14 protein-coding genes and 1 pseudogene are annotated in these 14,020 nt (G+C 48.5%); 5 read left to right on the forward strand and 10 right to left on the reverse strand.

What is annotated here, in order from left to right; genetic code table 11:
* Positions 1-408: 408 nt before the first annotated feature.
* The 10 genes and pseudogenes from RY831_RS19435 to RY831_RS19480 form a co-directional block, all read right to left on the reverse strand.
* Positions 409-513: pseudogene (locus tag RY831_RS19435) on the reverse strand (IS5/IS1182 family transposase); the annotation flags it as partial.
* Positions 514-712: 199 nt separating this feature from the next.
* Positions 713-3,760 (reverse strand): tetratricopeptide repeat protein, encoded by a 3,048-nt coding sequence (locus RY831_RS19440; RefSeq protein WP_326508042.1) that lies wholly within the window; start codon positions 3,758-3,760, stop codon positions 713-715.
* Between the two features lie 353 nt (positions 3,761-4,113).
* Positions 4,114-5,316: an N-acetyl sugar amidotransferase gene (locus RY831_RS19445; RefSeq protein ID WP_326508043.1), complete on the reverse strand. Its 1,203-nt coding sequence runs from the start codon at positions 5,314-5,316 to the stop codon at positions 4,114-4,116.
* Positions 5,313-6,302: a class I SAM-dependent methyltransferase gene (locus tag RY831_RS19450; protein WP_326508044.1), complete on the reverse strand. Its 990-nt coding sequence runs from the start codon at positions 6,300-6,302 to the stop codon at positions 5,313-5,315. The genes RY831_RS19445 and RY831_RS19450 overlap by 4 nt, the downstream gene beginning before the upstream one ends.
* A gap of 10 nt (positions 6,303-6,312) precedes the next feature.
* Positions 6,313-6,939 carry an imidazole glycerol phosphate synthase subunit HisH gene (gene hisH / locus RY831_RS19455; RefSeq protein WP_326508045.1) on the reverse strand — a complete coding sequence of 209 codons (627 nt, stop codon included), beginning with the start codon at positions 6,937-6,939 and terminating at the stop codon, positions 6,313-6,315.
* Complete coding sequence (gene hisF / locus RY831_RS19460) at positions 6,936-7,682, reverse strand: imidazole glycerol phosphate synthase subunit HisF (RefSeq protein WP_326508046.1); 747 nt, start codon at positions 7,680-7,682, stop codon at positions 6,936-6,938. The genes hisH and hisF overlap by 4 nt, the downstream gene beginning before the upstream one ends.
* Entirely contained in the window at positions 7,679-8,815 is a 1,137-nt protein-coding gene (gene neuC / locus RY831_RS19465) for a UDP-N-acetylglucosamine 2-epimerase (RefSeq protein ID WP_326508047.1), read from the reverse strand. The genes hisF and neuC overlap by 4 nt, the downstream gene beginning before the upstream one ends.
* Before the next feature lie 2 nt (positions 8,816-8,817).
* The gene (locus tag RY831_RS19470; protein WP_326508048.1) at positions 8,818-9,861 is read right to left on the reverse strand and encodes an N-acetylneuraminate synthase family protein; all 1,044 of its coding nucleotides are present in this window, start codon (positions 9,859-9,861) and stop codon (positions 8,818-8,820) included.
* Positions 9,854-10,561 (reverse strand): acylneuraminate cytidylyltransferase family protein, encoded by a 708-nt coding sequence (locus tag RY831_RS19475; RefSeq protein ID WP_326508049.1) that lies wholly within the window; start codon positions 10,559-10,561, stop codon positions 9,854-9,856. Before RY831_RS19475 ends, RY831_RS19470 begins: the two co-directional genes overlap by 8 nt.
* Positions 10,562-10,726: 165 nt before the next feature.
* Positions 10,727-10,837 (reverse strand): polysaccharide biosynthesis protein, encoded by a 111-nt coding sequence (locus RY831_RS19480; protein WP_326508050.1) that lies wholly within the window; start codon positions 10,835-10,837, stop codon positions 10,727-10,729.
* Between the two features lie 255 nt (positions 10,838-11,092).
* On the opposite strand from RY831_RS19480, the gene RY831_RS19485 reads away from it, so the two are divergent.
* The 5 genes from RY831_RS19485 (at position 11,093) to RY831_RS19505 (ending at position 14,020) form a co-directional block, all read left to right on the forward strand.
* Positions 11,093-11,458 (forward strand): flagellar protein FlaG, encoded by a 366-nt coding sequence (locus tag RY831_RS19485; RefSeq protein WP_326508051.1) that lies wholly within the window; start codon positions 11,093-11,095, stop codon positions 11,456-11,458.
* A gap of 291 nt (positions 11,459-11,749) precedes the next feature.
* Positions 11,750-12,232 (forward strand): flagellar export chaperone FliS, encoded by a 483-nt coding sequence (fliS, locus tag RY831_RS19490; RefSeq protein WP_326508052.1) that lies wholly within the window; start codon positions 11,750-11,752, stop codon positions 12,230-12,232.
* 6 nt (positions 12,233-12,238) lie between these two features.
* Entirely contained in the window at positions 12,239-12,580 is a 342-nt protein-coding gene (locus RY831_RS19495; RefSeq protein WP_326508053.1) for a flagellar protein FliT, read from the forward strand.
* Positions 12,580-13,722: a flagellar hook-length control protein FliK gene (gene fliK / locus RY831_RS19500; protein ID WP_326508054.1), complete on the forward strand. Its 1,143-nt coding sequence runs from the start codon at positions 12,580-12,582 to the stop codon at positions 13,720-13,722. Before RY831_RS19495 ends, fliK begins: the two co-directional genes overlap by 1 nt.
* Positions 13,709-14,020, forward strand: coding sequence for an EscU/YscU/HrcU family type III secretion system export apparatus switch protein (locus RY831_RS19505; protein WP_326508055.1), 312 nt, complete (start codon positions 13,709-13,711; stop codon positions 14,018-14,020). Before fliK ends, RY831_RS19505 begins: the two co-directional genes overlap by 14 nt.

Below are 14,020 nucleotides of genomic sequence, written 5' to 3' on the forward strand. Positions count from 1 at the left end.
GGCTTTTCTTCATTGCTCCCTTTCATTTGGGAGCTATCTTCTCAAATTTGCCGTGGTCCGAAAATCCCAAGACAGGTCAAACCAGCGCCGCCTTGCGCTTGGCTGTCCACCGCTTGAATTCTTCGTCCATTGTCATGCTCATGTGATTGCCTTTCGTAATTATCACCTGAGCAGGTTTTCAGTGGGTCGTTACACATCACCATATCTTGTCGGCGCAGCTACTTACGCAGACAAGGACGACCATGGATATCCACGCCGTGCACCGCAAACACATTTTTGGCCAAATCAATGCCGCATGTACTAACTTTCATGATGGACGCTCCTTCTCGCTGCTAGTGGATCTTGACAATCTCACTATGGCACTTCAAGGCCGACACTGGAAGAATGCGTCAATTCCATTAATACATTATGACAGCCCAACGGGTGCGGCTTGCGTGGTGGTAAAAGTGGTTCCATCTGCGCCCACAATCTATCCGGTAGGCGCCAGCCATCGTCATCTTTGATCATGCCCATGGTTCACCTCCTGCATCATCATGGGCTTGGACCGTTGGCTAGGCCAATATTTCCCTCATCCTATGCCTACTGGGATACGCTCTTAGTATGGCCGTCGATTCAGATTTTTAGTAAATCGGTGTAAAGATCTACAGCTAAGCCGGTTAAAAATTAGCCAATTCCCTGATACCGGGCTAGAACAAAAGTCACCTATAGATTCTTATAAGGAATAACGCTTTTTTATTAGCTGCATACTTCGTTCACTTCGCTTATCCAAAAATCCCAACGCCTTTATTTCTTCAAATACAGGTAGTGACTCTTGCATCGTAAAGAATGTAGAGAAGGCACGCAAATGTTCTCTTTGAGCCAGGATCATTGCTATGGTCCATTGTTCAAATTTGCATCCAGGGAAAGTTTGTGAGAATGACTCTGATAGTGCCAGAAAGGGCTCATGGCATGTCTTACTCATTCCTGAATGAAGTAGTTCGCATAATTTGTTCAAAACAAGCACTGTAGCTTCCCGTTTTCCCAACTCAGACAGTACACGGCAAAAGGACAATAGCCGGGGAAGATTCGCATTCTCCCTAAGCAAAGTAGACAGTAAAGACGCTGCAATTTGCAAATAGGCGACTCGAGCCGGGGGTGGAAGAACGATATTTTTTGAAAAAGAATATGCATTCAGCGCAGCATAATAAAGTTCCCATTGTTTATCTTTATTACCCCCACTGCTCCATTCTTCAATTCTTCCAGATGCGTACGGCATTTCGTTCAAGTACTCTTGCCAATATTTTGGATCAGGGTCAACATTGTGGTTATCTAATTTAATCTCATTAACCAGCAAGCCCTGTCGTTCTAGTACCTCAGATCGTTCTGATCTACAAGCAAACAGATTCAAAGCATAAGCATCGAGATCATTTGATGACAGGAATGGAATTAGAACACCTAGTCCCGGTATGAGCTGGTATAGTCGAAAGCCACGTTCGCTCAGCCAATCGGTGACCGAACTATCGAACTCCACACCAGATTTGATACCAAACATCAGGAGTGGCGAGTTAACTGAAAAAAACCTAGGGCTGTTCACAAATAAATCAAGCGTGGTGGCGTCAGCTGAAACCCTCATAAATTCTACGCCCTCAAGCTCATAGAGATCCATCTCCGGGTCGAGAGAACTGTCTTTCATAGCAGTAGTGATATGAACACGATTTTCAAGCCGGTTTCGTAGCACAGATTCTCTCATCAAGCTCGCTTCTTTGACTGTCGCTGTCCTAGCCCATAGACACCCATCGGAGCTGCGTTGAGCCAAGGGTACGCTATAGATTCCTATGCCGGCATCAATATCCACACTCTTCATGCCGACTTCTGCAATTCTGACGACAAAATCGTATTCAGGATCGAACCAACCGTGCAATTCATTCAAAACATAAGTCGGCATATCCTCTACAAACCCGTCTACCGCAACCTCTACATTGTTAGACAGACAAACGTATTCACCAGCAATACCACTATTGAGTTTCTTATATTCGAGCTCCTCCGTTGCTGATGACAACAGCCCACCGGTTTTCCGTAATTTTTTCCCGAGCGCTTGTGCCACTAGCGCAAGCGTCTCGTCCCAAACGCCCAACTTTGTCTGACCGAAAAGAGTCATAGATGGGTGCCAAGGCATACCATCTGTACCTAACGACTCGAATGCTCGGCCATAGAAGTCCAGCCGATATACATCTACTCCAATAGCGCCAGCCATTTCTGCTACAGCAGTTCCCGCTGTAATAACCAAATCCATAGCCGCAGTTAGCGCAGCGGAATCATCAATGGCGTTTCGCAGGTCGATTTCCGGGAAAGTTGATATTTTTATCCCGAACATCTCTTCAGCCTGCTTAAGCTCCTCCGTACACTCATCATATTGAAGATTAACAAAGTGTACTCCAGGTGTCCTGAAAATTTCTCCCCATTGTGTCAACTGGCTATATTGTTTAAGCCTCTCTCCTTTCAGAAGACCGCTCCGCCAGCAAATCCCAATTTTCATCCCAGGCCCTATATCAGCAAGTCTGGAACGCCAATACAAAGTTCGTTTAGGATCGGGCACCAAATAACTCGGTGTTTCAGGAAAACTCTTAAGAGTTGGGCGAATAAAACGTGGCAGGCTACCAGCTGCTACCTGCAGATCAACATTGGGAACCTCAGCTAACCAATTGGTGTCTCCTCTGACTGATCCCTTAACCGTCGCCTTTGGAAAAGATCTTGCAAATAACGAGGCAAGCCGGGGCGCACATTCAATAATGCAGTGCTTTGATTGCTCAATCACGTCAGGAAAACACGATGCAAACAAGATTTCGTCACCCAATCCTTGTTCTGCATACACTAAAATTGTTGCGTCCCTAAGCGAGGCCCCATTCCATTCAGGAATGTCGGAAAACCTTTTAGTTGCCATTCCGACGTCAAATCGTTGTTCGTACGCACGCCAACCTTTATCCAATACGCCTTGTCTAAGAAACAAGAAAGCCTTATTCCACTCAGCGGTAATATTCTCTGGGCAAACCTTGAGCGCCAGATCATACATGCTAAGAGCATCTTCGAGACGGCCCATTTCTTCGAATACCGCCCCCAAGTTGTTAATCGCACTTGAGTATTCAGGATTAATTTCTAAAGCACGTCTAAAGCAGGCACATGCCTCTTCATAGCGTCCCCAAATTTTATATATGATACCGAGATCGCAATAAGCCATTTCGTTATCAGGTCGCAACTCTAAGCCACGTGAAAAAGAAGCGGCAGCCTCTGAAAAGCGGTCTTGTTCGTTTAGAACCAATCCAAGAAAATAATGGGCATTTGCCAAGTTTGGCTCGATTTCAATCGCACGTCTTAGGTGCTTTTCAGCACGTTCGATCTCCCCAAGCTTCCGTAACGCGCCACCAATGTTACTATGTACATCAGCATAATCTGGAAATAGAAGAAGCGCTTTTTCAAAATATTCCACGGATTCGCGAAACATACCTGTTTCACTAAGCGTTTGTCCAAGGTTGTTTAATGCCTCTGGATAATCAGGCTTGATTTTTAGTGCTCGCTCTAGATACTGACCTGCATCTTTCCACTTTTTGAGTTGGCTACACGCCGTACCTAACAAATACAAAATCTCTGAATCCCAAGGTGCTTTTTTCAACGCCTTACGATACATTTTTTCTGCGTAGGATAAATTGCCAGCTTGATGCGCTGTGAACGCTTTATGAAAAATAATATCTGCTTCAGTCACATTGTTATTGTTTGCATACGGCATAAGCATTCTTTCGCTTAGGATTAAGAACGTCAAAGTTCCTCGACATATTTCTGCGTCAATTTTAATTGGGCGAAATCACGGATCAACCTACTCTATCAAGCGCGCTGAGAAACATTTGCCAAATAATTCGCACTGTTCCTCATCCATCCAATTTTCATATCAAGGTGAATTGACGATTCAGAAGCAGCCGATATGTTAATTAACTGTTTAACTATATTTCTTTATACTGTCAGTCAAATAAAAATATTATTAACACAAATCACTATCCCAACCCTCTTCTTTACTCGATCTCTCAGACCTCTTTTATATTTTTCAATTTTGCACTTAAAAGTTTCGCCCGTTCATAGTGCTAATTACGAAACCTGATGCTTCAGCTTCCATTTTCCATCTTTATGTTCCCACAGATGGGGAGACCGAAATTTATCAATTACTGAAAAAAATTCCTCTGCAGTAATATCAACATATTCTAGAAATTCCTTAAAATACTTTTGTGGAAATTCTTGATCATACTTATGCACCAGATGTACGCCCTCCGCTCTTGAAATTTTCCCATTTCTTATTTCCTGAGCGGCATCATAAGTCGCACGGCCGATTCCAAACTTAATAAGCGTAGTGAAGTAATGGAACATATCGATCTTGTCGTCGATGCTACTGTACTTAGAATAAGTTCCTTCTGTACGCTCGCTATTTGCCTGAAATCCGGTATTTTCAACCGCATAGTAGTAGCACTCTTGCGGGTCCCATTTGAGGTAATAGCCAAGATAATGTACTTCAACACCTTGGCTTTCGAGATGCTCTGCAGAAGGTGGAATATAGGGTGCAAAATCATTCAGTGTAAACTGCCCTTCTGAAAGAATATTTTTAATCGACTTACCACCCAACACCATCTGTTCGCTTTTTCCTACTGAGAAGAACTTACGATCCATCTTAGGTGTAAAGTTCTCGTCTGTATTGTTGCCATATTCGGCCTGATTCTCACCGTACATCACCAATTTGATACCAAATCTCGCTCCCATCTGTGGGCCAACTATTCGCTGTCCAACAATAAATGGCTGGAATGGATGTAATAAATTTAAAAACGCTTGTCTTGTCAAATAGCGATGTAATTTCCCGTTGGGTGTGAAAAGGATGTTATCCAATCCTCCTACATGCATCCAATTTTCAAAGTTTTTCCAGCCTATTTCAGTATATTTGTGCGGTGCCCAAGTTACAGTCAGAGGGTTCATGCCATATTTATACTTCAGAACATGGGCTGTAAACGCACTATCCTTTCCACCACTACCAGGTACAACGATATCGTAACCGCCGTCGTTACGACGATGCTTGTTGAGCAATGCGATAAGAGCTTCTTCGCGTTTTTCCCAATCAATTTGTTGCGCCTTCACTTCATGATAACGGCAAGCGTCACAAATACCGTGTTCATCAAATCCGATCGTCGACTTTTTATCGCTGCTGGAATGTTTAAATTCGACAGTCGAACTGGGTCGTTGATTTGAAATTACACAGCGCTTACAAAATAGTACATTTTCAGGAAGGCCAAAATATGCATTGCTCATAGTTTTACCTCCTTACGTCCCACAAAGAAAAACTCAGTACCTTGTAGCACTTCAGTTTCAACTAAAATACGGTCCATTTCTTTCAAAAATTCAGCTACTTGCAGATTCTTTTCCTCATCAAAGCGTAGCCCACCTATGAATTCGTGAAAGAATGAATACCGCCACTCAAATCGGATCTGCTCAAAAGTCGAACGCAACTCGGGATACATTTCGGCATACCCGGCATCATTATCATTGATTGACTGAGTTTTTTCCCCACTGTCATTTTCGTAACGCAAAGCGCTAAAAACGTTCTCCACCTTGTCCAGTAGTTCCGAACGGCGGGCGAGAAGCGCTTGTTCTGTATAGAAGTTATTATTAAGGGAAAGTATCGTACTCAGCAAATGTGCAAATGCTGCGTTCCCGCGTGTAATACGGTCTCTCGCAGGTTCATGTGCAACTATTAAGCCTCCAGTTTTCAGTAAGTCTCTGGATCGTTGAAGAACTTTAGACTGGTCCTGAAAATGATGAAGTGCGCCTAAGAATACGACTACATCATACGAGCCGATATCCAATCGATCACAAGTATAATAATCGCCAGCGATATATCTGAGGATGCCACGTTCTGAAATCCAAGGATCTTCGTCAGCGAACTTGGAAGCGATTTGGATACAACGTTCAGACAAATCTAGACCCGTCACTTGGAAGCCGGCCCGCGCTAGCTCAAGGCTGAGATAGCCAGGCCCACATCCGACCTCTAAGACCCGGATTTCCTGGGGCTTTCTACTCATGCCAGCACTGATAGCATCTCGAATTAGCGTAAATTGTTCATAAAAATCAAGTTGAACATAGCCGGGGCGACGCCAGGAATTGTTATAAAAGTAGTCGCATGGTTTTGTTCGTCTAAGATCTGGAATGTGCCCATGCGCTATCCGTTCATCAATCTGTTGGTCAAAAGCTAACCCCTCCTGAAGAAGGCGTTCATTGTTTTCGTCGTCGCGGTTCATGTAATTGCCTCTAGCAGCAGGAAACGAAATTTTTTAAAATTTGCAGTCCAGAACGACCGCTCTTTTCAGGATGAAATTGAGTGCCCCATACATTTCCCCTACGTACCGCGGCGACAACTCTTTGTCCCATGTATGTAGTCAGACCAATGATGTTTTCAGTGGGAACCTCTGCAGCCGCATAACTGTGCACGAAGTAAAAGCGCAACTCGTCCTCGTTCAACCCAGAAAAGAGTATCTCCCCGACTGGTTGAGTTTGTACCACCTTAGACCAGGCAATATGCGGTAGACGGCCGCGATCGTATGGTATTGAAATACGATCTACTGAACCGACGATGATCCCGAGGCCTTCAGTATTAACAAATTCTGATCCTTTTTCAAACAATAACTGCATACCAAGACATATTCCGAGCACTGGCTTTCCGTTTTCAATAAATCGATGAATAAGATCGACTAAGCCTGCAGCCTTTAGCCGCTCCATTGCATGAGGAAATGCTCCGACTCCTGGAATAATCAAACCGTCTGCGTGCAAGGCACTTTCTTCATTTGATATTAGCGGATTCGCCCCGACGGCACTCAGCGCATTAGTCACGCTACGCACATTACCGAGCCCGTAATCCAGTATTACGATATTCTTCATATTTCGCACTTTGATCTAGCCTGATCTATCGTTTTACGTAACTCCCCAACGCTTGTAGTCTTGTAATGAAGAACGGATGCAAAACATAATCCACTCGGCTCAGTACGCTTCAATAAATCATTACAATGCTTAGGATGACCATATCCCCCGCTTGCAACCACTGGGATTTTAACTAGATCGTTGACCGCTTCAATAAGCGGCATGTCAAAGCCAGACCTAGTCCCTTCTTTGTCCACAGATGTAAGCAGTATTTCCCCCGCTCCGAGATTTTGCAGGCAAACAGCCCAGTCAAGCACTGAGAGTCCTGTCTTCTCACGCCCTGTTTCTACGTAAGCTTCCCAACCAGTTGCTATACGTTTTGCCTGTATCGAGGCAACGATACATTGACTCCCGTAGCGCTTGGCAGCCTCCTCGATAAATTTCGGATTGCGCACAGCTTCTGTATTTATTGCTACTTTGTCGGCGCCCGAATCCAATGCTTCATCTATATCGCCGATGGTGCGTATGCCGCCTCCAATGGTAATTGGTACGAATACCTCTTTGGAGGCTTCACGAATTATGGAAAACAAATTGTTTCTATTGTATAGACTTGCTACAGCGTCTATGAAAATGATCTCGTCAATTGCGGCATCATAATAGGCTTTAGCCAAATGATTTGGATCGCCAACCTTACGTAAACCTTCGAGGTGGATACCTTTGATAACAAATTCGTTCTTAACATCAAGTCTTGCAATGATTCTCATGACATTACTCGATCCACGAAATGTTTTTGAGTATCACACTTCCAGAAATCCTTGCTACTGACAATCTTATGAAAACTTGCAGCGCTGGATCCAGTTCCAAACAATTCACGTGCTCGCCTTGGCGTCAGGCGGATTTTCTCAAATGCTGTCCTTATTGCCGCAGCTTCAATTGGTAAATCAATGATCGAGTCACATTTCACTCGGTTAAATTGACGTGAACCAAGATTGATTGTCGGCACTCCGAAATGCGGGGCCTCACGCACGCCTGCACTAGAATTACCCATGATGAAATCAGCATGTTTCAGTAAAGTTAAGAAATACTCGAAACGCATTGACGGAAATATTTTTATACGCTCCATATTTTTGAAGCGAGTGTATTCCCGCAGAACCACATCGGTACCCGGGTCATTATTAGGATAAATAACGACGTAGTTTCTCTGTGATTCAATTACTTGGTCGACCACAGTCGCGATGTGTGAGTGCAGATCATCAAGCTCCGAAGTAACTGGATGAAATATTAAAATGCTGTAGTTCTGGAAGCCGAGTTCATAGTGCTTTTTGACTTCACCAATCGAAGGCAGTGTTTTTGAGCTCATTATGTCAATATCTGGTGAACCAATCACATGGATTGATCCCTCGCTTTCCCCTAACTGGGCTAGTCGAGTTTTAGCGATATCGTTTGCTACGAAATGGATATTTGATAATTTCGTAACCGCATGCCGTATAAGCTCGTCTACTGTGCCTGAGACCTCACCTCCTTCGATGTGTCCGACCAATATATTATTCAGTGCTCCGACAGATGCGCCTGCCAAGGTCTCAACGCGATCTCCATGTACTACTAAGAGATCTGGGGAAATTTCCTTCATATAATCAGATAAGCCGATAACCGTTTTAGCAAGGACGTGGTCCATGCTATCGCTAGCGTTCTGATTGACATATTTGTAGATATTACGGAAGCCGGACTTTTCCACTTCCTCGCAGGTATAACCATATTTCGACAACATATGCATTCCGGTTACGAATATATGTATGTCGAAATTGTTGTCGCTCTGAAGTAGACTCATCAGCGATTTCAATTTCCCGAAATCTGCGCGTGTTCCAGTTACAAAGACGATCCTGCGCTTTATTGTCATTATTACCTCGGATCTACGTCGTTCTTTTTTAATTGCGTTCCCTGCTGAATCGGCGCCACGGCAATTTTTCCCAATAGCGATTCATATTCCTCAGCCGGAAAAGCACCGCCCCCTGGTCTCTTGACCCAAATATTCTTTTCACTAAGTACATCGCCGGGTTGAATATCGTCGGTTGCAACGACGGATGCGAACGCAAACGCTATCGTTGGCGCTTCAGCATTGACAGGCTTCTTTTCACCGCCACGTGCAGCAAAAATGATCTTGGAGCCTTCGATCAGCTCGGACAGTGCCTTCCCATCCATTGAGCACACAATGTCTGGCCCTGGACGACCCATACTATCTGTGAAGTGTCTCTCTAATATGGATGCACCCAAGGCGGCGGCACCAAGACAGCAATAATTTGAAGTTGTATGGTCGGACAATCCAATGACGGCATCAGGAAAAGCCTCTTTGAGCTGGGACATCGCACCTAGGCGAACCAGTTCCGGCGGAGTTGGATAAACGTTTGTACAGTGAAGTAGTGCGTAGGGAACTCTCGCGCGGCGCAATATTTCAACCGCTGGCCGAATCGTGTCGATCGAGTTCATGCCTGTGCTGAGAATAATTGGCTTGCTATATTTTGCAATATATTTGATGAGTGGATAGTTGTTGCATTCACCCGAACCGATCTTGAACGCCGGCACATCGAACTTGACGAGGCGATCTACCGCCGCGCGCGAAAACGGTGTGCTAATAAATATCGCGCCGCGTTGCTGGACATGGTTCATCAATAGTCGCTCATGATCCTCAGACAAGGCACATCGACGCATGATTTCATAAATTGATACTGTTGCGTTTCCGGGAACGACCGTGGCCGCTTCGCTAGACATCTCATCGTCGACAATATGAGTTTGATGTTTAATAATCTCAGCGCCCGCATTGATCGCTGCGTCCGCCATCGCAATAGCATTATCAATCGATCCTTCATGATTAATTCCAATTTCGGCTATTACAACAGGCGGAAATTCGTCACCAATCCAGCGGCCAGCAATACCGAACTTAGCCATTTTTATCCTTCATAATGTATTCGAGGTATCTAAAATCATTTTCTGAGTCGACGTCAATACTATCCAACTGAGTCATTGCGAAAGCGACACTTCCATTCGATGGGAACCCCGCTCTACTGACAAATTCTGAAGCTCGAAAAATATAGATTGCGCCGTTCGGAATAAACGCCTTGGGTAGATCCTGACGACGCATGTTTGACATCTTCTCTTCGAATAGGGAACGTAGTTTCCCGTTTGAGTCTATCGAAAAACATTTGAATGGTGACTTGGTCATTTCGACTACGCTTATGACCGAATGCGCGTCTTGAGCGGTCATCTGCATGAATGCTGTGTCGATATGTGTTCCAGTTCGGAGCGGCGATGTAGGTTGCAGATAAACGATATATGGGTCTTGGTTCGCCAGATTATTTGGCAAAGACTCAAGTAGGTGTGAAACGACACAAGTAGCCGAAGCGGTATCACTTGCAAATTCTTCGGGCCTAGCAAGGCGCAATACTCCTCTTTTTTCACCGTAAGCCAATATTTCTGGGTCATCTGATGAAAGATACGTGAGGTCAATACTTTTAGCAGCTAGGGCTGCGTGGATTGTAAAGTCGACTAAAGGCACGCCATTTACCAAGTACATATTCTTCCGCCTTACGCCTTTCGAGCCTCCCCTCGCAGGTATCAGACCAATTACAGGACGATTATTCACTGACATGACTTACAATTTCTCCTGTGTGCTATCCGTCGTTGTCGATGGACTTGAGTTTCAATTGAATTGAAACGCGTAACGGAGCAGTTATCGCGCACGTTTAAGAAAATTACGCACGACAGAATAGCTGAAGGCTGCTTGCCGCATCCCGAACAGTTTTGGTACATCTCGCTAGACAATGGTCACTTGTTGCAGCTTGTAGCGCTCCAGTATCGTTTTGACAAATTTCTTCCCGAAGGAGCCGGTGCCCCCGGTGATCAGTATCGATTTTTCATCAAACATGGCAAGTATCCACGGATGTTATTGAGTCTATCGGAAGGATACAGCCGAGCTTGAGGGTTCAATTCCCCATTGAAACTCGGAAAAGGCCAACTGTTCTCGGGTTTGTTCGTGATCAAAAATAAAATGTTGTCGAACCCTAAATTTCTTCGCGCGCCGACCGTTAATGAACAGGTCAGACAACCGGGATTCCGCCCAATCCCGGCTGCATCGTGAAACAATACGGCAGACCGGGCGAGATTTCTAGCGGAGGACATCATGGATATCAGTGCAATCAGTAACAACCCTTCGGGGTCGGCGCGCAGCGAAAACCTCGTCGTCGCGGATCTGGCTCCGCCGGCGCGCGGCGCCGCGCCGGTTCAGACCGCCATCGCGGTCGAGCAGCCCAACGCAATCCCGGATATTAACCAGGTATCCCAGGCACTCAAGAGCATCAACAAGGCGCTCGAGGGCATGTCCCAGAGCCTGGAGTTCGCGCTCGACGAAGACAGCCAGCGCACTGTCGTCAAGATCCTGGACCGGAACACCAAGGAAGTCATCCGCCAGATGCCGACCGAGGAAGCCCTGCAGATTTCACGCACCCTGAACCAGTCCCAGGGATTGCTAATCCGGCAAAAGGTTTGAACCATTGCAGAGTAAGCATATAAATTGCCCTCTAAAGTTCAATTTGGCCGCGCCGATATATGGCTATGCTTGTCAGCTGAAATAACTGGTTAATGGTTCTGTTAGCAGGCCGGTCCGTCCGGCAGCGCTGAAGGCAGCACATCCGCCTCAACGCCACAGTCAACTAGCGTGTCAAAGCAGCAAGTCCTCCGCAAGGCAGATGCAAGCACGTGTTGACCCCTGCACCGAGATTGTCGATCAGTCCATGACATGACCAAGCTGTAATCCGTAGAGCCAGTAGAGGGGAAAGACATGTTCGGATCAACACGAAGCGGTGCAAACGCCTATGCGACGGTTGGCGTCGAAACCGGCGTTGCCGCGGCCAGCCCGCACAAACTCATCGTCATGCTGTTCGAGGGTGCGATGGTGGCGGTCGCTTCGGCCCAGCATCACATGCAGTCGGGCGATATAGCGGCCAAGGGCAAGGCGATTTCGCATGCGATTTCCATCATCGACAACGGGTTGCGCGCCAGCCTGGATAAAAAGGTCGGCGGCGAGATCGCCCTCAACCTCGATTCACTGTATGAATACATGAGCAGCCGCCTGCTGGTTGCCAACCTCAAGAACCAGCCGCAGACGCTGGATGAAGTATATCAGTTGCTCAAGGGCCTCAAGGGAGCCTGGGACGCCATCGCACCGGCGCCCGGCGGCGCACCTTCGGCCCAGCCGGCAGCGGAGCAGGCGCAAGCCCAGGACCCGCTGGCACCGCAACCGTCGAGACTAATGAAGGCGTGATCAATCATGGATAGCCAGGAAGTCATCGCGTTGTACGAAACCGTTGCCGATATCACGGACCAGATGCTGGCCGCTGCCCGCGTCGGCGATTGGGAAAAGCTGGCGGCGCTCGAAAGCCGCTGCTCCAGCCAGGTGGAAATGCTCAAGAAATCGGAAGAGCCGCGCCAGCCGCTCTCCCCGCTGGCCAGGGAAACCAAGTCCCGCATCATCAAGAAAATTCTCGACGACGATCGCCAGATCCGCGACATCACCGAACCGTGGATGGCGCGCCTGTCCGCCATCATGAAAAACGCCGGCTCGGCTGAGCGCCTGCTTCCCAAGGTTTACGGCACCAAGCAAAACGGCTGATGACCATGCTGCCGCGGGCCGACCTCAATTTGCCCAGGCCGCGCACCACGGTCGATTCGAATACACCCGCCGCGCCCGCCACGCCTGTCACGCCGGGTACACCTGTCGGGGATGCCCGGCAGGACGTTTTTCGCCGGCTGACCCAGATTGCCATCGGCAAGGAATTGCAGGTGATGGTCGATTCCATGCTCGACGACGGCAACTTCCTCGTCAAGGTCGCCGATACCACGGCGCGCATGGCGCTACCGCAGGGCACCAGGGCGGGCGACGTGCTGTCCATGGTATTCATTGCGAAAGAGCCACGCCCGACATTTCTCCTGAACCAGCAGGGCGGCAGCGCGCCGGCGACGCTCAGCGACGCCGCGCGCCTGATCGGCCAGGTGCTGCACTCAGCATCGCAACAGGGCAAGCCGGCGGTGCTCGAAGCGCAGCAGCCTCTTCTCCCTACGCCGCCCACCAGTACGCAGCAGGTTGCCGATGCCCTGCAGGATGGCTTGAACCATAGCGGCCTGTTCTATGAATCGCATCTGCAGGAATGGGTGCAGGGCTCGCGCAGCCTGCAGGATCTCTCGCGCGAACCGCAGGCACAGCAAGCGGCCGGCGGCAAGACGCCGCAGGGCGGATCCGAGCTTGCCCGTCTCGCGGATCAGGCGCGCGACGCCGGCGGCGAAAAACTGGCCGGCATGCTGCGGGATGCGCTGCCCACTTCCGCCAATCCACGGGGAACCGATGCAGACGTGCTCGCGCGCTCGGACTCGATGGCACCGGCCATCGATCCGGAGGCGGCACGCATGATCAGCCTTCAGCTCAATGCGCTGGAAACGCAGCAGGTCCGCTGGCAGGGAGAATTGTGGCCCGGCCAGCCGATGGAATGGGAAGTCAGCGAAGATGCGCCCGAGCGCTCTCCCTCCGATGTGCAGGAGCCGGTCTGGAACAGCAAGGTGCGCTTCGAGCTGCCGCATCTGGGCGCGGTGTCGGCGAGCATCCGCCTGGTGGGTAACAGCGTACAGGTACAGGTCGAAGCGGCCGACGATGCCGCGGCCGAATCGCTGCGCCGCCATGGAGATGGCCTTGCGGCGCGCATCGAAGCTTCCGGCGCCTCGCTCGACTCGCTCCTGGTGAAGCGCAATGAGCAAGCCTAGCCTGCCGCCGAACGCGGTTGCGCTCGCCTACCAGGCGGGCGATGCGGCGCCGAAAGTGGTGGCCAAGGGACGGGGCTTGATCGCCGAGGAAATCATCCGGCGCGCGAAGGAACACGGCGTGTTCGTGCACGAGTCGAAAGAGCTGGTTGCGCTGCTGATGCAGGTCGACCTCGACCGCAACATTCCGCCCGCACTGTACAGAGTTGTGGCGGAATTGCTTGCCTGGCTTTACCATATCGACGCAATTACCCATACCGGAGACAAAGGGTCCAAGCCTCGGCCTCTTCCCCGCCCCTAG

Origin of the sequence: Noviherbaspirillum album (assembly GCF_035916955.1) — a bacterium.
GTDB classification, from domain to species: domain Bacteria; phylum Pseudomonadota; class Gammaproteobacteria; order Burkholderiales; family Burkholderiaceae_D; genus Noviherbaspirillum; species Noviherbaspirillum album.